At 43.2% G+C, this 23,647-nt stretch carries 26 protein-coding genes; 3 read left to right on the top strand and 23 right to left on the bottom strand.

The window, feature by feature from the left end; genetic code table 11:
* Window positions 1-53: 53 nt before the first annotated feature.
* The 14 genes from AR1Y2_RS07925 to AR1Y2_RS07860 form a co-directional block, all read right to left on the bottom strand.
* Window positions 54-431, bottom strand: coding sequence for an Asp23/Gls24 family envelope stress response protein (locus tag AR1Y2_RS07925; protein ID WP_137328466.1), 378 nt, complete (start codon window positions 429-431; stop codon window positions 54-56).
* A 154-nt stretch (window positions 432-585) separates the two neighbouring features.
* Window positions 586-1,155 carry a SpoIIIAH-like family protein gene (locus AR1Y2_RS07920; protein ID WP_137328465.1) on the bottom strand — a complete coding sequence of 190 codons (570 nt, stop codon included), beginning with the start codon at window positions 1,153-1,155 and terminating at the stop codon, window positions 586-588.
* Between the two features lie 4 nt (window positions 1,156-1,159).
* Window positions 1,160-1,702 carry a stage III sporulation protein AG gene (locus tag AR1Y2_RS07915; RefSeq protein WP_137328464.1) on the bottom strand — a complete coding sequence of 181 codons (543 nt, stop codon included), beginning with the start codon at window positions 1,700-1,702 and terminating at the stop codon, window positions 1,160-1,162.
* Window positions 1,703-1,709: 7 nt separating this feature from the next.
* On the bottom strand, window positions 1,710-2,165 hold the full coding sequence (locus AR1Y2_RS07910) for a stage III sporulation protein AF (protein WP_137328463.1): 456 nt from the start codon (window positions 2,163-2,165) through the stop codon (window positions 1,710-1,712).
* A gap of 6 nt (window positions 2,166-2,171) precedes the next feature.
* Entirely contained in the window at window positions 2,172-3,296 is a 1,125-nt protein-coding gene (locus tag AR1Y2_RS07905) for a stage III sporulation protein AE (protein WP_137328462.1), read from the bottom strand.
* Window positions 3,293-3,673 carry a SpoIIIAC/SpoIIIAD family protein gene (locus AR1Y2_RS07900; RefSeq protein ID WP_137328461.1) on the bottom strand — a complete coding sequence of 127 codons (381 nt, stop codon included), beginning with the start codon at window positions 3,671-3,673 and terminating at the stop codon, window positions 3,293-3,295. The genes AR1Y2_RS07905 and AR1Y2_RS07900 overlap by 4 nt, the downstream gene beginning before the upstream one ends.
* Window positions 3,674-3,682: 9 nt before the next feature.
* A complete protein-coding gene (gene spoIIIAC, locus AR1Y2_RS07895) occupies window positions 3,683-3,880 on the bottom strand; it encodes a stage III sporulation protein AC (protein ID WP_006567206.1) in 198 nt (65 codons plus the stop codon).
* Window positions 3,881-3,890: 10 nt separating this feature from the next.
* The gene (locus AR1Y2_RS07890) at window positions 3,891-4,409 is read right to left on the bottom strand and encodes a stage III sporulation protein AB (RefSeq protein ID WP_137328460.1); all 519 of its coding nucleotides are present in this window, start codon (window positions 4,407-4,409) and stop codon (window positions 3,891-3,893) included.
* On the bottom strand, window positions 4,402-5,334 hold the full coding sequence (gene spoIIIAA / locus AR1Y2_RS07885) for a stage III sporulation protein AA (protein WP_137328459.1): 933 nt from the start codon (window positions 5,332-5,334) through the stop codon (window positions 4,402-4,404). The genes AR1Y2_RS07890 and spoIIIAA overlap by 8 nt, the downstream gene beginning before the upstream one ends.
* Before the next feature lie 119 nt (window positions 5,335-5,453).
* Window positions 5,454-6,326 (bottom strand): DMT family transporter, encoded by an 873-nt coding sequence (locus AR1Y2_RS07880; RefSeq protein ID WP_137328458.1) that lies wholly within the window; start codon window positions 6,324-6,326, stop codon window positions 5,454-5,456.
* Window positions 6,327-6,328: 2 nt separating this feature from the next.
* Window positions 6,329-6,886, bottom strand: coding sequence for an elongation factor P (efp, locus tag AR1Y2_RS07875; protein ID WP_006567210.1), 558 nt, complete (start codon window positions 6,884-6,886; stop codon window positions 6,329-6,331).
* 65 nt (window positions 6,887-6,951) lie between these two features.
* On the bottom strand, window positions 6,952-8,142 hold the full coding sequence (locus AR1Y2_RS07870; RefSeq protein WP_137328457.1) for an iron-containing alcohol dehydrogenase: 1,191 nt from the start codon (window positions 8,140-8,142) through the stop codon (window positions 6,952-6,954).
* A 10-nt stretch (window positions 8,143-8,152) separates the two neighbouring features.
* Window positions 8,153-8,929 (bottom strand): shikimate kinase, encoded by a 777-nt coding sequence (locus tag AR1Y2_RS07865; protein WP_137328456.1) that lies wholly within the window; start codon window positions 8,927-8,929, stop codon window positions 8,153-8,155.
* A 107-nt stretch (window positions 8,930-9,036) separates the two neighbouring features.
* The gene (locus AR1Y2_RS07860; RefSeq protein ID WP_137328455.1) at window positions 9,037-9,921 is read right to left on the bottom strand and encodes a LysR family transcriptional regulator; all 885 of its coding nucleotides are present in this window, start codon (window positions 9,919-9,921) and stop codon (window positions 9,037-9,039) included.
* Between the two features lie 696 nt (window positions 9,922-10,617).
* On the opposite strand from AR1Y2_RS07860, the gene AR1Y2_RS07855 reads away from it, so the two are divergent.
* The gene (locus tag AR1Y2_RS07855; protein ID WP_137328454.1) at window positions 10,618-12,609 is read left to right on the top strand and encodes an oxidoreductase; all 1,992 of its coding nucleotides are present in this window, start codon (window positions 10,618-10,620) and stop codon (window positions 12,607-12,609) included.
* A gap of 164 nt (window positions 12,610-12,773) precedes the next feature.
* On the opposite strand, the gene AR1Y2_RS07850 is transcribed toward AR1Y2_RS07855, so the two are convergent.
* Window positions 12,774-13,274, bottom strand: a complete 501-nt coding sequence (locus AR1Y2_RS07850) for a YqeG family HAD IIIA-type phosphatase (protein ID WP_137328453.1) — start codon at window positions 13,272-13,274, stop codon at window positions 12,774-12,776.
* 145 nt (window positions 13,275-13,419) lie between these two features.
* On the opposite strand from AR1Y2_RS07850, the gene AR1Y2_RS07845 reads away from it, so the two are divergent.
* On the top strand, window positions 13,420-14,961 hold the full coding sequence (locus AR1Y2_RS07845) for a nitrite/sulfite reductase (protein ID WP_175403613.1): 1,542 nt from the start codon (window positions 13,420-13,422) through the stop codon (window positions 14,959-14,961).
* Window positions 14,962-15,052: 91 nt separating this feature from the next.
* On the opposite strand, the gene AR1Y2_RS07840 is transcribed toward AR1Y2_RS07845, so the two are convergent.
* The 7 genes from AR1Y2_RS07840 to AR1Y2_RS07810 form a co-directional block, all read right to left on the bottom strand.
* Window positions 15,053-16,042, bottom strand: a complete 990-nt coding sequence (locus AR1Y2_RS07840) for an ABC transporter substrate-binding protein (RefSeq protein WP_243118889.1) — start codon at window positions 16,040-16,042, stop codon at window positions 15,053-15,055.
* A gap of 158 nt (window positions 16,043-16,200) precedes the next feature.
* Complete coding sequence (aroQ, locus tag AR1Y2_RS07835; protein ID WP_137328451.1) at window positions 16,201-16,650, bottom strand: type II 3-dehydroquinate dehydratase; 450 nt, start codon at window positions 16,648-16,650, stop codon at window positions 16,201-16,203.
* Between the two features lie 14 nt (window positions 16,651-16,664).
* Window positions 16,665-17,039 (bottom strand): VOC family protein, encoded by a 375-nt coding sequence (locus tag AR1Y2_RS07830; protein WP_137328450.1) that lies wholly within the window; start codon window positions 17,037-17,039, stop codon window positions 16,665-16,667.
* 9 nt (window positions 17,040-17,048) lie between these two features.
* Entirely contained in the window at window positions 17,049-18,002 is a 954-nt protein-coding gene (locus AR1Y2_RS07825) for a ketopantoate reductase family protein (protein ID WP_137328449.1), read from the bottom strand.
* A 38-nt stretch (window positions 18,003-18,040) separates the two neighbouring features.
* The gene (locus tag AR1Y2_RS07820) at window positions 18,041-18,493 is read right to left on the bottom strand and encodes a MaoC family dehydratase (protein ID WP_009289829.1); all 453 of its coding nucleotides are present in this window, start codon (window positions 18,491-18,493) and stop codon (window positions 18,041-18,043) included.
* A gap of 52 nt (window positions 18,494-18,545) precedes the next feature.
* Window positions 18,546-20,135, bottom strand: coding sequence for an acyl CoA:acetate/3-ketoacid CoA transferase (locus AR1Y2_RS07815; protein WP_137328448.1), 1,590 nt, complete (start codon window positions 20,133-20,135; stop codon window positions 18,546-18,548).
* A 76-nt stretch (window positions 20,136-20,211) separates the two neighbouring features.
* The gene (locus AR1Y2_RS07810; protein WP_137328447.1) at window positions 20,212-21,438 is read right to left on the bottom strand and encodes an MFS transporter; all 1,227 of its coding nucleotides are present in this window, start codon (window positions 21,436-21,438) and stop codon (window positions 20,212-20,214) included.
* A gap of 242 nt (window positions 21,439-21,680) precedes the next feature.
* Between AR1Y2_RS07810 and AR1Y2_RS07805 the strand changes: the two genes are divergently transcribed.
* On the top strand, window positions 21,681-22,562 hold the full coding sequence (locus AR1Y2_RS07805; RefSeq protein ID WP_137328446.1) for an AraC family transcriptional regulator: 882 nt from the start codon (window positions 21,681-21,683) through the stop codon (window positions 22,560-22,562).
* Between the two features lie 77 nt (window positions 22,563-22,639).
* Here the strand turns inward: AR1Y2_RS07805 and AR1Y2_RS07800 are convergent, their stop codons facing one another.
* Window positions 22,640-23,512: a shikimate dehydrogenase gene (locus AR1Y2_RS07800; protein ID WP_137328445.1), complete on the bottom strand. Its 873-nt coding sequence runs from the start codon at window positions 23,510-23,512 to the stop codon at window positions 22,640-22,642.
* Window positions 23,513-23,647 lie beyond the last annotated feature (135 nt).

Raw genomic sequence — 23,647 nt, 5'->3', positions numbered from 1 at the left:
CTTTCTCTTTACAGTAAGAACGGAACTGATTTTCACAGCTCCGTCTCTTTTGATTATTCTTCTTCCAGGGCTACGCCGGCGATCCTTACGTTGACTTCATCGACGGTCATCCCTGTCATATTTTCTATGGCTGTCTTGACCTTCTCCTGCACCTTCTTGGAAATCTGTGCAATACTGACTCCGTAATCCAGTTCTATGGCCAGATCCACACTGACATGATTTCCCTCCACATTGACGTGCACACCCTTGGAAAGCTTCTTCATACCCAGCTTGCTCACCAGCTCATTTGTGATATTGCCGCACATGCCTGCGACTCCTTTGACTTCTGTCGCTGCCAGTCCCGCAATGATCGCGATGACATCGTCTGCGATCTTCACCTCTCCGAGCAGCCCTTTTTCCTGAATCTTATAACTACTACTTTTATTCTCCATAAAAAGCCTCCTGCTGATTGCTTCTAAAAACTTTTTCTTCTGTTCTATGATCCTTCATATATACAGTATGTTAATTATACCAAAACTTATTGATGTTATGCAAGAAAAAAGAAAGTGTGCAAATCCCTTCCCATGGAATTTACACACCGAATCTTTAATCTTCTGTTTTTATTGACGTGATCACCACATTTTCAAGTTTGCAGCCGGTCTTTCTTGTGACAATATCCTCAATCTGGCTTCTCTCCACTTTGGAGATGTCTTTTAAGTTTACCAAAACGTCCACGTTTCCGTTTTGAATTGTCACAATGGAATTTAAAAATCCTTTGGCGCCCAACAGATTTTCAGTGGCTGTCTCCATCTCCATCTGCTCTGCCAGTGTGGAGAGTTTGTCAACTGCATCCTGTTTCACGCTGTCCTTGACGGTCTTATCTTTGATGATCTCTTCCAGGGTATCCTTTGCTTTGCTGTGGGTCTGTTCTCTCTCAAGCTTTGCTTTTGCCACATAATTGCTTACCTGGGCGTTTGTGAGCACTGCCTCTCCTACATCGGTGATGTCATCCTTGGCCTGGCTCTGGGATGCCGTCTTTGCCGTATTGCTCACGGTTTTTGCTTTATCTTTTGAAGTCGTGATGTACTGTCCCGTATAATTGACATAGCCCGCGACTGCGATGATTACAGCCAGAGTTGTGATGATTAATTGATTTTTTTTCACGATTTTCTTCATTTCCTTAGTCCTCCATTTTTAACACCTTTATTTTATAAGATGAAATGTGAAACAACACACTCACCGCATCGACGATATTCTGGTTGATAATATCGCTTCCTCCGCCTTGTGCCACCACTACAACTCCTTCCACTTCAGGTTCTACTTCTTTCACTATGTAAGGAACTTTTTCCCCGTCTTTATCAATCAAAACGGTCTCTTCGTCTTCCTTTACCGTTTTTTCGTCCTTTTTAGTACTCTCCTCATATGGTGTATCTTTGTTGACAACTGACTCTTTTGAAGATTTTAGAGTAATCATCACCTTGACTTTTCCCACACCTTCCACCTGCTTTAACGCAGCCATGAGCCGCTGCTCCTGTTTTTTGACATAGGCGTCCGTGGATGACGTATCCTCCTGGCTTTCCGTGCTCTTGGCGCTTTTTGAAGTTTTCTTTCCGGATGAAGGAAAGGAAAACACAATCAAAGCGATGCCCAGAACAAAGATCAAGACGATTTTTTTTGTACCCATAGATTCAATTTTTTGAATCAGTTCCTTTTTGTCCATCATACACTTCCTACTCACTTATATTGATATGACTCTCATCTACATTATAGAAGTTCAAAAGTACTGTTTTTACTTTCTTTCCTTCTAATTTCTCATTTTTCACTTTGACGGATATTTCACTGATTTCCGTCTCATCCTTTGTGTCATCCACATCGACTTCCACTTCCTCAGCCTCAATCTTATAAGATGCAAGGATTTTTTTGATCTTCTTTTCCTCCCTGCTTTTATAACTGTCCACGGCCTTGCTACGGAACGAAGACTCCGTGCTCCCCGATGCCATATTAGAAAATACAGTGATATCTTCTGGTCCCAGATTCATCACATAGGCCACCGGTTTCATCATAAGCGCCAGCAGCATAAATCCAGTTACCAGCCGGATATATGGTTTATATTTGTCTCCCTGGCACAGCTGGCCTACCAGTGTCATAAGTATCAGAAAAAAAACGATTGCTTTGATATACTGCATAAGCCGTCACCCCGTGTAGTAATTAATGTTTGTGGAAAATGCCACGATAGCGATCGACAGGATAAACAGGATGCTTAAGGTAAATACCGTCCTTATGAGCAGCTTGCCGCTCTTGATCACCGCATCCAGAGATCCTGTGATCCGCTTATCCGATACAGGCTGGAGCAGGATCCCTGTCCCAATGTAAGAAAGTAAGATCCCGCCGATCTGCAGCAGCGGCACGAGAATGATCACGCACAGGGCAAAGATCCCTGCCGCCCCGATGCTGTTCTTGATTACCACCGCCGATCCGATCAGTGTGGTTGTCACCGTACTGACTCCCTGTCCCACTCCGGGGATCATGGAGACTCCCTTTTTTAAGATTCCATCTTTTACGGAATCCACGGCCGGAAGCAGCATAGCCTGTATCATCTGAATTCCCAGCACTACGGCCAGAAGTCCTTTTAAAAGCGCCCTGACTGCCCATTCTAAGGCGTCACAGAGCCTGGAAAGCTTCTCCTCCAGAGAGATATGGTTGACGATCTTTAAGACAAACAGGATTTTGACCGCCGGAAAAATCACACTCTGAACCAAAAGTGAGATAATATAGATCACAAACAGATACATCTCATAAAGTGCCACCGACGTGGATACCCCGGTGGTGGCCACCACCGCAATGGAATATGCCGTGATGAGGCCCTTCATAAAATCAATAAGCGTGGAGATCACCTGGTCTGTGATAGAATTCAAAAAGAAAAAAGAATTTGCCATCAGCCCGATCAGGATCATGTAGGTTACATAGAATGCCGTGTCCCCAGTATTCCCCTGAAAAAAAGCATCCGAAAAGTTCTTGAACACTGCCGCAATAATGGCCACCACAATCAGCTGCTTCATGAAATTTTTGTTTTCTGAGAGGATCGAAAACAGCTGGTCCCCGATACTTTCTGTCACCATGGAAAAAGCGCCTTTTATATTTCCTGTGATCAGCTTTTTCACCAGCTCCTCATAAGAAAAATGAACCTGCGCTTTCTCCAGGGTTTTTTCTACCTGCTCAAATGAATAATCGCTTAAGTCTTCCTCTTCTTTTGCAGACACCTTTGCAGTAAACATCAGTACAAAGATAAATGCAAGCAATATAATCTTTTGTCTCATCCCATCAGCCTTTCTAGTGTGGTCAGCAGGGATTCCAGAATCGGCAGGCTCACCACAAGTATGGACAGCTTCCCTGCCATCTCCACCTGTTTTGCCATGGTTGCCTGTCCAGCATCCTTGCAGACGTTGGCGGCAAACTCACACAAAAACGAAATACCGATCAGTTTCAGGAGGATTTGTATGTATGTCCCCGGAATGCCTGAATAGGACTCAATGGTATCAAACAGATCTATGATCTTTCCCATCTCATCCAGGGCATAAATGGCCAGGAACAAACTGGATACCAGGCCGATCACCAGGCCGTATTCCGGCCTTATGGATTTTATTTTCAGTGTCAAAATACTGGCTATGATGCCGAAAAGTGCGATCTTAACCATTGCTGCCTCCTAAGATATCGTGAACAGTGTCTGTACACTCTCAAAAAGATCATAGATATAAGGGATCACCCATGACAGTACAAGAATTAGCCCGGCGAGTGTGATCAAAAATGCCTGTTCATCCCTTCCCGAATGTTTCAGTACCTGGACAAGAATCGTGACCAGGATTCCCACAGCCGCAATCCGAAAGATAATGTTTACGCTCATAAGATCCTCCTTACAATAAAATAATCACTACGAGAAGTCCAAAGGATAATCCAAGGCTCTGATATAGTTTACAGTTTTTGATCACCTGGTCTTTGATCTGATACATCCTCTCCTCAATCTGCTCAATGGTGAAATCAATCGTCTTCACCTGCATGTCCTTGTCCAAATATCCAATTGTATCCCCCATGGCTGAAAACGGCTCCAGCATCTTTTTTTCCTGGACATAGGGTACAAGGTCCTGTTCCACCGAGCTCTTCCACACCTGGGAAAATGTTTCTTCCTGGTAGGAGGAAAGCTTTTTCGATACATCCGTCAAAAAAACAGAAAACTCCGAATTCATCTTCCCCGCTATTGTCCCTATGGCATCGGGAAGCGGTGTCAGCCCGTAGCGAATCTCCCCCTGCAAAAGATACAAAAGCCGTTTGAGCTCAATGCCCTGCTCCAGTCTTTTTCTCTCACGGGATGCCCGGTAGAATCCAAGGATGCCCCCGGATATTATTACAATGGCCGCCCCAAACAGCTTAACCATACAGCTTCACCCCCTCCTCATTTAATACTTCTTTGACCGACCCTGCGTCTCCCTGTTCACTGAGCACAATATAACGCTGAAACACTTTTCTTTGAATCATTTCCCCTACATACGGCACCTTTTTTAATTCCTCCATATCTTTTCCATGGATGGTCGCCATCAGGGTACAGCCGCAGTAGGCACTGTACAGCATGGCATCCACATCCTCTTTTTTTCCTATCTCATCTACAGCGATCACATTGGGAGCCATCGAACGCACCAGCATCATCATACCCTCTGATTTTGGACATCCGTCCATGACATCTGTGCGGATACCCACCTTATTCTGCGGCACTCCCATATAGGAAGCTGCGATCTCACTGCGCTCATCCACCACACCCACAGTCTCTCCGCCGTCTGATGCCAAACGGATCATATCTCTTAGAAGCGTTGTCTTTCCCCTGCCCGGCGGCGATACGATCAGCACCGGCAGAAGATGTCCATGTTCTGTGCAGAGTTTAAACACAGACTCCGCACAGCCGATGACCTCATGGGCCACCCGGATGTTTAGGAATGTAATATGCTTCATCGTCCTAATCTCACCGTCCTCAATGGAGACTTTGCCCGCAATCCCCACCCGGTGTCCTCCTTTGACCGTCAAAAATCCCTGTCTCAACTGGTCTTCATAGGCATAAAGGGAGTAATTGCTGATATATTCCATCATCTGTTTTAATTCTTCCCTTGTGAGAACATGTACAAAATGATGGCTGGAAGTGAGCTTTCCGCCAGTTGACAAAAAATACTCTTTATTTTCATAGCGGATGATCACCGGCTGATGGATCCTCAGCCTGATTTCCTGCAGCTGATCTGGCTTTAAACCGCTCTTTAGCATCAGTCCCCGGACAGACCTCGGAAGAATATGGTAGATCTCACTTGTGTATTCCATAGAACTCCTCCTTCTTCGTAAAGCTGTATAACCCTAATATATGAACAAGTCCGGGCTTTTAGAATACAAAAAAGGAAGCCCCCTCGAACATCGGAGAACTTCCCTTGCAAAATACGATCTTATTCTTTTTTGTCCCTGCGGTTGTTGTAGAAAAACATAACCACAGCTGCAGCGATGATGATGAGATATCCAAGGATACTGAATCCGTCCGGCACCTGGCCAAACAGGAAAAATCCCAGCAGAGTGGAAAAAATAATCTGCGTATAATCATAAATGGATATTTCTTTTCCCGGCGCATAGGTGTAGGCCGCCGTGATGGAAAACTGCCCTCCCGCTGCCGCAAGCCCTGCAAGAAGCAGATAAACGAGCTGGATTCCGGAAATCGGATGAAAATTCCCGATCATAAAAGGAATACAGCTGATACAAGAAAATGTGGAGAAGAAAAAGACGATGAATGGTCCTCTCTCCCCTCTGGTACCAAGCTTCCTGACGCAGGCATAGGCGCATCCCGCGAACAATCCTCCCATGAATCCTATGAATGCCGGAAGAACAGAAACTGATGCAAAACTTGGTTTTACAATAAACATACTGCCGATAAATGCGGATGTGATACAAGTCAACTGGAATATGGTAATCTTTTCTCTCAGAATCAAATAAGAAAATACAATCACAAAAAATGGCGACAATTTGTTCAGCGTAGACGCATCGGAAAGCACCAGATGATCCACCGCATAAAAATTGCAAAAAATACCTAAGGTCCCTGCTAAGGACCTTAGGATAAACCAGTGTAAATTCTTCATTTGAAACCGGAACCCGGCGCCGCTTTTTTTGATCATGACAAATGCGAAGATCAAAGCCACCAGGTTTCTGAAAAAGCTCTTTTCAATCGAAGGGAGATCGCCCGAAAGCTTTACAAAAGCATTCATCCATGCAAAGCAGAACGCTGACAGGATAATGCAGATGATCCCCCGAATCTTCTGATTCTTTGACAAGCTTATACCCTGGATAAATATTCCCCGGTTCTTGTATCAATCTTTAATGTGTCACCCTGGTTGACGAACAGAGGAACATTGACATTTGCACCCGTCTCTACCGTACATGGCTTTGTAGCACCCTGAGCTGTGTTTCCTTTTTCTCCCGGTTCACACTCTGTCACCAGCAGTTCTACATGCAGAGGTGCTTCTACCTGGAAAACGGTTCCGTTATGAGAAACCAAAGTTACATTCATGTTTTCTTTTACAAACTTTAATGAATCACCGATGGTGTCCGGATCTAATGCGATCTGGTCAAATGTCTCCGGATCCATGAAGTGGAATAATTCACCATCTGTATATAAATACTGCATTTCTTTTCGCTCAATGTGAGCATTCTCAAACTTTTCAGATGGACGGAAAGACTTTTCGATCGCCCCCCCACTCTTAATATTCTTTAACTTCGCACGCACGAAGGCTGCTCCCTTTCCAGGCTTTACATGCTGAAATTCAATAATCTGATAAATATTGCCTTCGTATTCGATGGTTAACCCATTCTTAAAATCTCCTGCGGATACCATATCGTAATTTCCTCCTTAATCATTTTGTTCTATAACATTCTATAATAAATGGTACTTCTTATCAACTATTTATTTGCCAATTTGTATACATTAAAGATATCTTCCTTGTTCAAAACACGGAAGGAACCGATCGTCCTCGTATTCTGGTAGGAGCATCCGTCTGCCATTGCCCACAGCTCATCGTCTGTTTTTATGCCGATCTCCGGTGCTTCTGAAAAACAAGTCGGCATGTCCAGTGACTTAAAATAGTTGACTGTGGCATTGATGGCCTTTCTTGCCACTTCTTCTTTGTTGTCTCCTGAAATTCCCCATACTTTGTCTGCAAAACGCACAAACCGATCCACATCCTCCACGTAGGAATACTCTGCCCATGCTCCCCATACGGCGGATAAGCTGGCTCCGTGCGCAATGTCAAACTTGGCGCTCAGTTCATGTCCCAGCTGGTGAGGCGCAAAGTCCTTCTCTGCCCCAAGGCCGGTCAGTCCGTTGTGGGAAATGCTTCCGCACCACATGATCTCACTCATGCTATCGTAATTATGGGAATCTTTAATTGCAATCCTTCCGTTAGCGATCACAGTGCGCAGAAGGCCTTCTGCGATCTCATCCGTCAGCTGATTGCCTTTGGTCTTTGTAAAATAACGGTCTAATGTATGCATCATAATATCTACGATCCCACATCCCACCTGATACTTTGGAAGGGTATAAGTGAGTTCCGGATTCATGATGGCAAACTCCGGACGGTTCAGGTCCGTGCCAAGGCCTCTTTTGACCTGGATCTCAGTATTCGTAAGAACCGCAGAATCGCTGGTCTCACTTCCGGCAGCCGCAAGAGTCAAGATGACACCAACCGGCAGAGTTTTTTGAAGCGGTTTTTTTCTGGACCAGAACTCCCAGATATCTGTGTCTGGATTTGCAACTCCATGGGACACTGCCTTTGCCGTGTCAATAACACTTCCGCCGCCCACAGCTAAAATAAAATCTGCGTTGAACTCAATCGCCTTCTTCACAGCCTCTCTGGCAAAATCCAGTCTCGGGTTTGGTTTTACCCCGCCGATGGTCTCCACTTGAAGGTCTGCTTTTTCCAGTGTTTCTGTCACTCTTTGAAGAAGCCCTGTTCTTTTGACGCTTCCTCCTCCATACACAACAAAGACTCTGGAACCGTGATACTTCTTGACCAGTTCAGCGGCTTTGTTCTCGGAAGCCTTTCCAAAAATGATTTCTGTCGGTGTGTGATGGGTAAATGCCTGCATCTTCATTCCTCCTATTTTATAGATGGGTTAACTTTGCGACAATCTCCTCTGCAATCTCCTCAACACTTTTTTTGTCCGTATCTACGATCACATCTGCTGCCGCACGGTACTTCGGTCTTCTGATCTCCATGAGTTCAGAGATATACTCTGTATTTTTGCGTCCACGGAGCAGCGGACGTTCATCGCTGTCTTTGACGCGCTCTAAGATAGTCTCCGGAGAAGCGGTCAAAAGAACCACTCGTCCGTTCTTTTTCATCTCCTGCACATTGATCTCTCTCATGGCCACTCCGCCTCCACAGGACACAATCTGGTTATTCTTTTTCTGCAGTTCGATCAGCAGGTTAGTCTCACAGTTTCTAAAATACTCTTCACCATACTCTTCAAAAATCTTATTGATAGACATCTTCTCTTTGTCTACAATTACTTGATCCATCTCCACCTGGGGAGAGGCAAGAATCGTACTCAAATAGTCAGAAACTGTACTTTTACCAACTCCCATAAATCCAATCAGGAAAATATTATGGGTAAACAGAGTCCTGGCCTGAATCCTTCTGCTATTTTCAACAATATAAGTAAAAATGTTCAGAATCTCTTCCTTATATGTATTATCTTTTACATGCTCTTTCAGCATCTTTCTCTGACGCTTTTCCTGCTCTGGCTGGAGGATCGGAAGTCCGTTTTCTTTTTTGTACTCCATGATCTCTTTGATAATATCCATCCGGTCTTCCAGAACTGACACGATCTGTTTGTCACAGATCTCCAGTCTGGCTCTGATCTCTTCTAACTTTCCCATTGTGTTCCTCGCTTTTCTTCAATCGTAATCTAATGTGGTTCAGTATACCATAATCCGGCATTTCTTTCAATATTGGACTGAGACTGGAGAATCCTCTGCCTCCTTTTCTACAGCTGGTGGCGGGATTTTATAAACTTGATAAAATCCTGCACGATCGGCGACAAGTATTTATCCTTCTGCGTAACGAGATAAATATAGCGTTTGATCTCCGGCCTTTTAATAGGGATCACTTCCACTTCCATTGTTTCCAGGAGCGGGATTCTGGGCACGATGGAGATACCCAGCCCAGCGGCCACAAGTCCCGCCACGGAAGAATCTTCTTCCCCCTCATATGCGATAAACGGCTGTGCTTTTACCTTTGTAAACAGCTTGTTGATAAACGGCCTCAGTCCACTCTTTCTGGAGAACATAATATACGGATATGTGGTCGTCTCCGCCAGATCAACAGCCTTTTCCCGGGACAGCGGATGGCCTTTCGGTGTAATCAACACAAGCTCTTCTTCCACTACTGGAATAAAGTTCAGCCGGTCCTCCCCCTCTTTATAGGACGAAAATACCAAATCATAGGTTCCCTTTTTTAATTCTTCTATCATCTGTTCCGTGGTCCCCTGGCCAAAGGAAAACCTGATATTTTTCCCCTCGTTCATATTCATATAATCGCTCATATTCTGGGGAATAAAATGACTTCCCAGTGTATAAATATATCCGATATCAATGAAACCGCCTACCATTCCAGAGACTTCACCCACAACCCGCCTGCCTTCATCCAGCATATCCAGAGACTGCACCACATAACGCCAAAAAAGTTCACCTTCCTTGGTAAGCCTGGCATTTCTTCCAACTTTCTCAAATAATTTGACATTCAACTCCTTTTCCAAAGCATTGATGGCATGGCTCAGGCTTGGCTGCGTGATATTTAATATCTGGGCAGCTTTCGTATAGTGCTGCTCTTTCACCAACGTTCTGAAATAATACAGATGATTCAGATTCATAGGATACCTCCAGGATTAGTTTCTTAGCTTTGAGTATATCATACCTTATCGTACAAAGCACGTCCACCCGCAGGGTATGAAATTACAGACTGCCCTGTGGGAATGAGTTATTTACCACTATTTCCGTCGCGCTTTTGAAATACGCTCCTCCAATAGTGGTAAATAACTTTTGAAAAGTGTCACCCTTCTTTTGACAGAAGCCCTTCTCCAGCAGACATTACGTCCATTTTCTACATAATTGGAGTGAGGCATTCTAAGAGCCGAACGGAAATCATGTGGAAAATGTCATGAGTTATTTACCACTATTTCCGTCACGCTTTTGAAATGCGCTCCTCCAATAGTGGTAAATAACTTTCGTAAAGTGGCTCCTTTTGACTCCTATCATTTTACGTTTTGTGTGTTTTCTTTAAACGTTACATATTCGTTCAGGCTTACGGGCAGTTCGTTAGAGAATAGATGAAAGTTAAAAAACAAAAGGTGCCATCCTACGATAGTTTTTCTCCGTTGTCGGAAGGAGGCCTTTCCAGAGCCGACTGGAGACAATGGAGAAAAACTCATACCCTATCGTGCAAAGCACGTCCACCCAATGGCTTTTATGTTGTGGAGTGCCCTCTGGGTATAATATTCATTGCATTTGTATACACAGTTTGATATAATTATTGCAGTGAAAAAGAAAGAAAAATGGAGGAACTAACTATGGCTGCAAAGAATTTCCGCAATCTATTTGAACCATTTACAGTAAAATCAATGACATTAAAAAACCGTATTGTCATGACGCCGATTGGAACAAATTTTGCTGAACGAACAGGAGAAGTCAGTGATAAACTGATTGCATATTATAAACAACATGCAAAAGGAGGCATAGGCCTCATCACAGTGGAAGGTGCCAGTGTCGCATCCCCTCAGGGATCTTTAAGCACCAACCAGTTGAGAATTGACCATGACAACTACATCCATGGACTGTACAAGCTCTGTGAAGCGATCCATGAATACGGATCCAACGCTTCTATTCTGCTCAATCACGGCGGTGCCGACTCAGACGGTTCTGTGACAAATATCCAGCCGGTATCTGCTTCTGATATTCCATCAAAAGCTGGAGAAGACATCCCGAGACCTCTTACCATAGAAGAGATCCACGGTATTGTCCAGAAGTTTGCAGACGCTGCTAAGCGCGCAGTCACAGCCGGCTTTGATGCTGTTGAGATCCAGGCAGGACACGGCTATCTGCTAAACCAGTTCTTATCCCCGCTGACCAATGACAGGACAGATGAGTTTGGCGGTTCTAAAGAAAATCGTGCACGTTTTACAACGCTCGTTTTAAAAGCAGTCCGCGAAGTTGTAGGCGAGAACATCCCGATCTTTTTAAGAATCAGTGCAGATGAGCTCACTGAAGGCGGAAACTCACTGAATGACACATTGGAGATCGTTGAATATTTTGAAGATTATGTAGACGTATTTGCAGTATCCGCAGGTCTTACCTGTACAATTCAGTATCAGCATGACGCAGATTACCTTCCGGACGGATGGAAATCTTATATGTCCAAGGCTGTTAAGAAGAAAACTGGAAAACCATGTACCGCTGAAGGAAATATCCGTGAACCTGAGATTGCCAATGAGATTTTAAAGAGCGGCCAGTCTGACCTGATCGGTATCGGCCGAGGACTGATCGCAGATCCTGAGTGGGTCAACAAAGTACAGTTCGGAAACACCGATGATATCAACAAATGTATCTCCTGCAACAATGGATGTACTGCAACGCTCAGCAACAAACCGATGCGCTGTACTGTCAATCCATTTGTAGTAAGCGGAGAAAACTATAAAAAAGAGCATATCAAGAAGCCTTGCAACGTGGTTGTTATCGGAGGCGGTACCGCAGGCCTTGAAGCCGCATGTACTGCAGCAGAGGTGGGATGTTCCACTGTTCTGATCGAAAAGACCAACCAGCTTGGCGGACTGGCTAGACGTGTGGGCAACATGCCGAATAAAAAACGTCTTGGTTACTTCCCTGCTTATCAGGAAAAAAGAGCCATGGCCCTTAAAAACTTGTTTATCTGCAAGAATGTAGAAGCTACTGCGGAATTTGTAGACGGATTCAAACCGGACATCGTTGTCAACGCAACCGGTTCCAACCCACTGCTTCCGAATATTCCAGGCCTTAAGGAAAACCTTGAAAAAGGAAATGTCTCTACGATCTTTGACCTGGTTGACAAGGTAGACACATTTGAAAAAACAGATCTTTCCGGCAAAAAAGTCGTTGTCATCGGAGGAGGAAATGTCGGTTTGGATGTGGTTGAATTCTTTGCTCCTAGAAAAGCAGATGTGACCATTGTAGAGAAAAAGCCCCATTTTGGAGAAGACTTGGATCTTATCACAAGAACCGGTGCCAATGAGCTTCTGGAGAAATACAAAGTCACTCAGTATCCGAATGCCAACCTTTTGGAAGTGAAAGAGAACTCTTTTATTGTCCGTCATGACTATAAGGATCTGGAATTAGACTTTGACTATGGATTTATCTGTCTCGGAATGCAGTCTGCCACACCGGCGCTGCAGGCTCTGTACGATCATTTTGTAGATGAAGGCATCGAAGTTCTCAACATCGGTGACAGCGCAAAGACAAGACGTATGATCGAAGGTGTCAAAGAAGGGCGTGATATCCTGATCGCACTTGAAAGACATCACTTCTTATAATTCATCTGGTATAATGAAATAAATGAACAAAAGGCCTTTGGGAAACATCATCATTTGATGCCAAAGGCCTTTTTTATTGCGTACTATTTAAGTTTTCCTGCAAACGTATATAACTATTTAATAGACTGAATATAATGATTCACGTTTGGCAGAGCAATCATGCATTATTTCAATTTTTTCTTATAGAAATGCAGAACAATCCTCTCAAGATACCGTTTCAGTACGATCTGTATCTCCTCTTTTGGATTCATGGGCTTTACAAGGATACTGTAAACATTGGCCCTATTGGCCCCGTAGACATCCGTAAACAGCTGGTCTCCCACAAACAGTGTATTAGACCGGTCTGTTCCCATCAGCTTCATGCCCTTCTCATAACTTCCCACCATAGGCTTGTTCGCCTTATAAATATAGTAGGTCCCTTCCACTGCCTCGCAGAACTTCTTCACCCTGGGCTCCTTGTTATTGGACATAAAGCAAAAATTAAAACCAATCTCTTTTAATTCCCTAAAAAAACAGATCGCCCGGTCATCTGCAGGTGCATTGTGCGGCACAAGTGTATTGTCTACATCAAACAGGACTCCCCTGTATCCTTTTTCATAATAATCTTTAAAGTCAATGGAATAGGTGCTGTCCATATATTCATTCGGGTAAAACTTCTCAAACATCTTATCGTATATCCATCCTTTATTTTTTCTTTTGTCCTATTCTAGCATATAACTGAAAAAAAGCCAAATTTACCTGAATGTGGACGTGCATTAGGAGAAATGCTATAATTAGAATACCGTTAATTATATGACAAAGGAGAATAACATGGATCAGGAATTAAAAAAAGAATTTCAGGCTGATCTAGCCGAATTTCATCTAATGACCAGAAAGTTTTATCAAAAGGAGATCAGTGTTAAAGATTATAAAGGTTTTTCAGGAGGATTTGGAAGCTACGCACAGAGAGGCGGCGGTTCCAGTATGCTGAGGCTTCGGTTTACCGGAGGAGAAATCACAAAAGATAAACTCCTCTTTATTGCGGACAGTGTTGAAAAATATAAGATAGACAAACTCCATTTGACCACCTGTCAAACTATACAGGTACACAACCTAAATGATGTTACCGTCTCTTCCCTCATCGAAGAAGCGTTTGAGCACGATATTATCACCAGAGGCGGCGGAGGTGATTTTCCCAGAAATGTCATGGTTTCCCCTCTCTCCGGTGTAGAAAAAGAGGAATACTTTGACGTGCTTCCATATGCCAGGGAAGCCGCCGATTATCTTCTGACTTTCATTAAACAAGTGAAAATGCCTAGAAAGCTGAAAGTATGTTTTTCTAATTCTCCAAAGAATGTAACACATGCCACCTTCCGTGATCTTGGATTTGTTGCACGCAAGGATCACACCTTCGACGTTTACAGTGCCGGCGGTCTTGGTAATAACCCTAAAATGGGCGTACTCGTGGAAGAAGGGATCGACCCATCGAAAGTGCTGTACTATATCAAAGCAATGATTATGACATTTATACAGCATGGGAACTATGAAAACCGTGGGAAAGCCAGAACACGTTATATGCAGGATACTTTGGGCCAGGAAGGCTACCGGGCTGCATTTCTTGAAAACCTCAGCAAGTCAATGGCTGAAGATTCTCTTGACCTCAATGTTCAGGAAGTTCCTGTAACAAAAGAAGGCTGTGGTTTCCTTGAGGAAAACTTCCGGATTACTGCCCAGAAACAGGATGGTCTTTACAGCGTTTTATATCATCCGTTTGGAGGTAATATCCCGCCGGAGCTGATTGCACCGATATATAAAGCAGTACAGAAGATGGACCAGGTGGTCCTGAGAATCTCCCCGGACGAAAGCCTTTATTTCATCAACTGCAACAAAGATGAAGCCCTGGAACTCCTGGAACTTACCAAAGACAGTGCATCCAACCTGTTTGAGACATCTGTCGCCTGTATTGGCAGCAAAATCTGTCAAGTAGGCCTAAGAGACTCTCAAAAACTCTATAAAGCTGTCATGGATAAGATCCGTCCCTTAGATTTTCCGAATGATGTGCTCCCGAAGATCCATATTTCCGGCTGTCCATCCTCCTGCGGGACTCACCAGATTGGAACCCTTGGCTTCCGTGGAGCCACAAAGGTTATTGATAAAAAACCTCTTCCAGCCTTCCAGCTGTATATCGGCGGAGAGGAAACACAGGACAATGCACAGTTCGGGGAAGATGCCGGAACCATTTTGGAAACAGATATTCCGGACTTCTTAATAGAAATCGGACAGACAGTGCAAAAAAATTACAATTCATATTCTGACTGGATAAAAGATAATCCGGATGCCCTGAAAGTTATCATCCAAAAATACACAAAATAAAAACAACCCCATTGGAATCAATGCTTTTAACATTGTTCAATGGGGTGCTTTTTATGTTTTGTCTTCTCTTAATGTATTATTTTATAATTATTTATTTACTCTCTTCCAATGCCAAATGAAAAGTATCAGGATATACAATCGACAGAATATACTCATAAGCTTCGCTCCACCGGCTGTTTGGCTTATACTGATACAGCTCTTTTGGAAGAATAACAAAGCGCTTTTCCTTCACGGCCTTCAGATCCTCCCATCCGGACTCTGTTTCCAAAGTATCATGAAGCTTCTTTAAGGCAAGCTTTCTATCTCCCATGGTTGTAACAAAAATATAATCCGGATCGCTTTTAGATATCGCTTCCAGTGAAGGAGTCTTATTTTCCACAAGATTTTTATTGTTCGACGCTACATTCTCTACTCCGATGTCCTGCAGGATATTGCAGACTACATTTTCCTCTGTCTTTACCTTAACATCTGTGGAATAAGCTCTGAGCACCAGCGCAGATATTTTCCTGCCTTTTGGTACTTGTTTCAGCAGATAATCCGCTTCCTCCCTTGCTTTCTCCCCATACTCTTCATAATTATCCTCTTCGCCGGTTACTTCCGTCATTTCCTTTAAAACAGTCAGGAAATCGTCCAGCGTATTCATCCTGACAATATAATATGGAATTTTTTCTTCCTTCAGAGTCTCAGCTGTATCCATCTGTTCCTCAATGTTTCCTGAAACCAGAACTAAATCCGGCTTTAGGGAGAGAATAGCATCCAGATCCGGATGTTTGACAGAACCAACGTTTTTAATCTCTTTTTTGTTAAGATTTTCGTGAACTACCTCTTCTTCCAGCACATCTGCAGTAGTTCCGCATAACTCTCCTCCGGAGAGCAGCCATACATCCGACAGGGAAGCCGATAACGCTACTACTTTTTCCGGTTCTTTTTTTATCTTTACTTTTCGCCCGGTAGAATCTTTTATCACTGTATATGACTCTTCTTTTGTCTGTTTTTTGTTCTTGTCACGGTTTCCCCTGCACGAGGCCAGCATCAAGACACACAGCAAAAGTAAAACAGCCGCACCGTACTTTTTATTCATAATCTGGTATATATTCCCCCTCACCAGTGTTCGCCAATAATTTTACCGGCAATATTTTCTTTATTATATAGTAAAACTTCTACCGGTGCAAGTTATTGACTTAAAGTACTTCTCTTTCGTAGAGAGGGATCGGCCTTATTATTTGTTGTGGTCAAATTTTAGTTACTTGTTCTCTTAAACATTTCACCAAAGGCTTTAACTGCAAGAGTATAAGCTGATTCGCCCATTCCTGCTATCATTCCTGCCGCAACAGGAGCTATAACTGAGTGGGAGCGAAAATCTTCTCTGTTAAAGATATTTGACATATGGACCTCAAGAATTGGGCACTCTAATATTTCCAGCGCATCATGAATGGCATAGTTATAATGAGTCCATGCGCCTGGGTTGATGATGACACCGTCATACTTTTCGTAGAATACCTGGTGTATTTTATCTACCATTTCACCTTCATGATTGCTTTGAAAAGTATCCACCTGAATCCCAGTCTCTTTTGCCGTCTGTGCAATCAATTCATTAATCTCATCTAAGGTAATAGTTCCATACTGCTCCGGGTCACGTTTACCGTACATATTGTGATTAACACAGTGAAGCATCATTATTTTTTTCATTTTCAATTCCTCCGTTATTCTATCCAAGGCTTTTTCTCTATAATCTCTTTCAGTACATCCCTTTTACCGGCAATAACCTCAATACACAGCCCGCTAGGAAGTGTAAACCAATTATGTCCCTGAGGCAGTTCTTTTACTCCCAAACGATAAGCCTTCTCTAAAACTTCATCTACATCTTCTGTCATAATTCCCATATGATCCGCACGGCCTTCCGGTCCTTCATAATCAATCGTCTCATTCAGCTGTATTCCAGCGTGAAGCCATACCTTTCTGTTTGGTGCCTCTCCCAATTCCATACGCACCGGCATATCAAATACTTCTTCAAAAAACCGAATATGCCAATCCAGATCTTTTACCCGGAGGGCCATGTGTTCTAAATATGAAGCCATTTTATCCTCCTATTTTTCCAGACCCGGTTCATATTCCAGCAAAAATTTTTCAATTCCTTTTACGCATGTCACGAGTGTCTTGTTAACTGGTGTTGCAATACCGAATTTTTTACCCCACTCTACAACGGAACCGTTAATAAAATCAATTTCTGTTGGGCGTTTCATTTCAAGGCTTTGTAAAATGGAAGTCTTGAATGTTCCAGGAAGTCCCTCACTGGCAGCATACCATGCGTATTCAGGATCTTCTGATTTTAATTTTACTCCGGCAGCTTTGGCCACGTTAATCCCTTCCTGGATGGCTTCAACTGCTGTATCCTTAATATAATCCTCTTCATATAACGGCCCGTAAGGAAGTCTGGTAATACCGCAAAGGGCCCCTGCAGCCACATTGATCAGCAGCTTATCCCAAATCAGTCCTTTGATATTATCACTGACTTCACACAACAATCCGGCTTTATTAAACTCCTCACATACTGCCTGAATCCTGTCTGTGATCTTTCCTGTCAGCTCGCCTATATAAGTATATTTGCCTTGAACTCCCGCACTGACATATCCAGGTTCCAGAAGACGTCCTCCTACATAAGTTTTGCCGCTGATGACATTTTCTTCTCCAACGACTTCTGCAATTGTCTCTTCATTGCCCAGGCCGTTTTGAAGGGACATGACAAGAGTCTCCGGCCCAATGACATTCGTCTCTTTAAGCTGTGCCACCGCTTCTTTGGTTGCAAATGATTTTACAAGTACGATCACCAGATCCACTGGCCCTATCCCTTCTGCCGAAGTCCGGGCATCCACCTTTACAAACCAATCTTCCTTTTCATCTGTCATTTTCAGACCGTTTTCATTGATCTTATCTATGTGTTCCTTCCATTGGTCCACAAAATAAACTTCAGACCCACCCTGTGCTAAAGTGCCTCCAATTGTGCTTCCAAGAGAACCGGTTCCCAACATACAAATTTTCATTGATATTCTCCTTTTCTTCTGAATCTAATTATTTTTAGTTATTTGTCATCTTCCAGCGGGAAGAACTTAAGAATATGTACCGCTGCAACGACGATCTCGCCATGCTGGTTAAATATCTCCAGTTTAGAGAATGTTTTATTTGTCTCTTCTTCCACTCTATCTACTGTATATCTGCATGTCAAGGTATCACCAAAAAATACCGGTTTAATAAAACGGAGTCTGTCATATCCATAAGAAGCACTCGGCACTGGTGATTTTACCTGTTCCTGAATTTTTGTAGATGCCGTACAGCCAATAGCAAATGTAAGAATTCCATGGACAATCCGTGTTCCATACATTGTCTTTTTCATATATTCTTCATTAAAATGCATCTGGCTGTAATCTGCTGTAATACCGCCAAATAAATAAACATCTGTTTCTGTCACTGTTTTTGTAAATTCAGCTGTATCGCCAACATGCAGTGGAATTTCAACTTTTGCAATTTTGCTCATAATAATCTCCTTTTTTTCACATTTACTTCATCATTTACTTTACTGCTGTTTTCTAAAATGAACCTTTCATGAACTCATCATGAATACCCATGACTCCTTCGGTAAAGATTCTTTGATCCATCTGTTTCAGATTTTCTGAAACAATTGGTTCAAATCCCATCTGATCTATGATATCTTTTTTGATATCTACACCCGGAGCAGCCTCTGTAAGGACAACACCTTCTTCTGTGAGACAGAATACGGCCCGCTCTGTGATAAATACGACTTCCTGCCCCTGCTTTAATGCCTGTTCTCCGCTGAACGTAATCTCAGAACATTCAGGAACCATTTTTTCAAATTTTCCTTCCTGTTGGATCTTTATTTTCCCGTCACCGACTTCTGTCTTCAGTCCACCGGCACGCAGTGTTCCGCACAGTACCACTTTTTTAGAACCTGCACAAATATTTACAAACCCTCCGGTTCCCATAATCTTTCCGTTAAATTTATGTACGTTGACATTTCCTTTTGCATCCAGCTCAGCAAAGCTTAAGAAAGCTACCTCCAGTCCGCCTCCGTCATAAAAGTCAAACTGCGCCGGCATAGACATCAGCGCCTTTGAGTTAATACTTGCTCCAAAGAAAATTCCCTGGGCAGTAGCACCTCCCACCGGGCCAGTCTCTACGGTCAGTGTAAATTTATCTCCTACTCCTTCTTCTCTTGCAACTGTTCCGATACCATCGGCGATTCCTACACCTACATTGCCCACGTTGCCCGGTGCGATCTCCATCAGAGCACGCCGTGCAACAACTTTCCTCTGGTCCAGCAGAAGAGGTTCTACTTCTCCATCCTCTGCAGTATAGTCTCCGGAAAAGAACCGGTCAGAGCCATTGTAAAGCTGTTCCTGCTCCGGATTTACAACGACAACATCTACAAGATATCCAGGAATGGTCACTTTTTTCGGATGGATGCTTCCGGCTTTTACGACACGTTTTGCCTGCAGAATCACAAGACCTCCATTGTTATGGACTGCCTGGGCCGTTGCCAGAATATCCATATAAGTAATCTCATCTTCCAGAGAAGCATAACCTTCTGTGTCCACAGTTGTAGCACGTATAAAGCATACATCTAAAGGAACTGCCGGATAAAACAGCCACTCCTTCCCTTCTATCTCCATCAGACGGATGAGATCTTCTTGTGTCACATCATTTAATTTACCGCCTTCATTTCTAGGATCCACAAAGGTTCCAAGCCCCACATGAGATAAAATACCGGGATGGCCGGCGGCTGCGCTTCTGACCAGCTGTGCCATGACTCCCTGCGGAAAATTATAGGCTTCAATCTCATTTTTCTCTGCCATCTCAGCCAGACGCGGTGACTGCCCCCAGTGTCCTCCGATCGCACGCTTCACCATGCCTTTTTGAGCCAGCGGTGACATTCCGCGGTCCCCACGGTCTCCTAATCCGCTGGAATGCCACAGCGTCAAATTTTTGGGCTCCTTTGTCTCCACATATCTGTCTTTCAGAGCTTCGATCAATGAAGACGGATCTACGATGCCTCCTCCGGCTCCGCAAACTGCCAGAGTATCTCCGTCATCTATTAATTCTACAGCCTCTCTTGCAGTCATAACCTGCACTTTCGTGCCCTTTTTTTCTGGTTTACGCATATTCAAACCTCCTGTTGAAATAAAAGTCTTGATTTATAATATTGGCCACAGCCACATCTCCCTCTGTCTTTTGCCATTACAGACTCTTTCCTTCTGCTGCCAAAGACTTTTCAATGATTGAATAGCGGATATTTACAACAACCGCCAGAACAATTCCTAAAACAGTAAATCCTACAGCTACCAGAAGGGAATATTCCATACCAAACATTGCAGCTAGTTTACTTGCCATTACAGTTGCCGAAAACTGGGAAAGAGCCCCTGCAATCATAACTGCACTGACACATTTCGCCTTGGAAGCCGGAAATAAGTCTGTCATTGTAGCTGTCACCAGCTGAAGCACACCCCCTGCTGCCGTAGCGCCGACAATGAAACCGCCTGCCACTGCCAAAGTAGCGTTTCTGGAAATAAACATTAAAAATTCTGTCGCTCCTGCTATGATCGGACAGATCAAAATAAATTTGACGGGTTTGATCCATTTCAGCAGAAATGTTGTCGCTACGACCATAAGAATGGAACCTAAAGAATACATAGACTGGATCTGCCCGGCAGCCCCTTCTGTCATTCCAAGAACGTCCATCCCATAGCTTTTATTTACAGCCAAAAAGATCTGGAATGTGGCTGTACAGGTGTAACCGATAACGATCAGCGCAATTCCTTCCACTGCAAATTTAGAAGCCTTGGAAACTCCCACAAAACCTTTTATTTTCTCACCGTTTTCTGTCTCTACTTTCGGCTGCGGTGCAAACTTGGCTCTCGTCAGCAGCAGTGCATTTACGATCAAGATAATAATACAAAAGACAAATGTCCACCCATACCACATATCGTTTGCCAGCAGATAGGCAATCATCATCGGCAGAATATACTGGGCAATCGAGATGACCAGCTTTGTAAGGATACTTGCTAGTCCTGAATCCTCCAGAATTTCCATCGCCCCCGGAATAACACCGGAGTCCAAAAATCCATTGGCAACACCGCAGAGCATCGCGACAAAATAGCCGACCTGGGCATTTGGAGATACAAGGATTCCAGCAAAGAACAAGACGTAGACAAAACTTCCGATCAAAGTAATAGGTCTTCTTCCGAACCGGTCAGACAGTGCACCTGAAAACGGATATGTAATCAGACGTCCGATTCCAAGCGCTGATGTCACGGCAACAACTCCGGCCGCTGTGGTCCCCCACTGCTGCTGAAGGGAAGTTACATTCTGTCCTATGATTGCTGCTCCAAAACCATGGACAAAGAATGTAACGTACAGCATAAATGCTGTTGGATACAAATGCTTATAACGTTTTTCCTGTTTCATTTCTCTCCTCCTGAAAAGTGTTACATGTTATTTTTTCAATAAACGGTCAGTCATTGATCTGTGTAACTTACTACAAAAATTATACCAACTATCCTGTATTTTTCTACAATGTAAATTGTAGATCATTAAAATTATCTTGCTTTTCTATATAATATTTTGTATGATTATTTCAGATTTTCTTATTTTCTAGTCAACTATCTTGTATTATATAATAATTATCTTGTAGTGAAAGGAGTAGCATTATGTTCTTAGAGGAATATCGCGAGAAAGTAAGGACCCCAATATTTGAGCCGGCTCATTCTCCAAAAATCTGCCGCTTATCACACAGCTATAATAATCCAACTTGGAATTACCAGTACCATTTACATAAAAATGAGACCGAACTGGTCTATATTTCAAAAGGATGCGGGACTTATGTCATCAATACCAATTCCTATCAATTGAAAAAAGGAATGATTCTTATTGTAGAACAAGGTGCCATCCATTCCCTGTTTTCTGATGAACATGATCCTCTGAGCTGCTGGACCTGCGCCATTTCAGATTACAAATTATGCTGCCGGTCCGATCATGGATTTATGCTGCCAGCCAATGTTTGTCCTGCCATGGATTCCGGCATACATGAAAACTATATTCACCGTCTGTTTGAGGAGTTAGACTTACTGAGGAGGTTTTCTTCCGATACTCATCTGGCAGCCTGTGATGCTTTGGCTGTTTCACTGGCAAGCATTTATCTTGAACTTTTCCTTGCCGATCCAAAAACTGAGCGTCATAAAGATTCTTCTTTTGCCCGTGATATTTTAATTTATATTAATGAAAATTACGCCTCACAAATCACTTTAAAAAAACTAGCTGAACAATTTCACATAAGCACAGATCATATCAGCCATGAGTTTTCCAAGGTATATGGGATCTCACCAATCAATTATGTAATTGACCGCAGACTGAATGAGGCAAAATGGATGCTGATCAATACATCCGATTCACTGGTCTCCATTGCTAAAAAAATCGGATATGAGAACACCAATCATTTTTCAAAACTTTTTCAGAAGAGAATGCAGTATCCGCCACTCAAATTCCGAGAACTGTATCAGCACAAAGTTTCCAACATGAAGAAAAACCAATGAAACGGCGGCAAATCAGAATTTTTATGACACAAAAAGAGCACCTGGTCTCACAGATGCTCTTTCCTAAATTCCTGAAATTAATAACGGATATCCAAAACTTCTTTCATATGTTCTATCGGCATATGTTTTCCTGTCCATAAATGAAAAGCTGCATCCCCTTGAAACAGCATCATTCCCAATCCATTCATACATTTACATCCGGCTTCTTTTGCCTGCTCTAAGAGTTTTGTCTGCCTCGGTGCATATACAGTATCTGTCACAATCAGATCCGGTCTCAAAAATGAGGTGTCAGGTATGATCGACTGCCCTTCCAGAGGTTTCATTCCCACCCCTGTTGCCTGTGCAAAAAGATAGCTGTCAGCGATTTCTTCCTTCAACTTCTCTTTGTCATCCAAATCATAAAGATTTACTACACAGTCTGTATTTGATCTGATTTTTTCAATGGTCTTCTCAGCGTTTTCCCAAAACTTATCTTTGATATTAAAGATCGACATTTCCTTTACTCCGTCCAGCGCCGCCTGGATCTCAATAGCCGTGGCAGCACCGCCGGCTCCGGCAATGGTCATTTTCTTTCCGATGACATCAATTCCGTTGTCCTTTAATGATGCCATATAGCCAATTCCATCCGTAATATGTCCGATGAGCTTTCCGTTCTCATTCACAATGGTATTTACCGCACCGCAAAGTTTGGCCGCAGGTGAAAGTTCGTCCAAATATTGTCCTACTACCGTTTTATTCGGCATGGATACATTGGAGCCCTTCAGCTGCAGGGCACGAAGTCCTTTCACTGCATCTTCAAGGGTCTCATTGGTCACCTCAAATGCAAGATACGCATAATCGAGTCCCAGCTGTGCAAATGCCTCATTGTGCATTGCAGGTGAACTGGAGTGTCTGATCGGATATGCCATCAGCCCGATCAATTCTGTATGTCCTGTAATTCTTTCTGCCATAATATCCTCCTATTATTTCTGAATATGATATCATTATAGTCAAAATAAATTTATCCTAAAAGCAACGATATTTCACTTCTGCTAAATTATCTTGTCCATTTTTTTGTTCTTACAGCCGATGACAAGCAAGCTTTC

It is taken from the genome of Anaerostipes rhamnosivorans (assembly GCF_005280655.1).
Classification (GTDB): Bacteria; Bacillota; Clostridia; order Lachnospirales; family Lachnospiraceae; genus Anaerostipes; species Anaerostipes rhamnosivorans.
The sequence above is the reverse complement of the archived record's forward strand: the minus strand, read 5'-3'. Positions and strand labels throughout refer to the sequence as shown.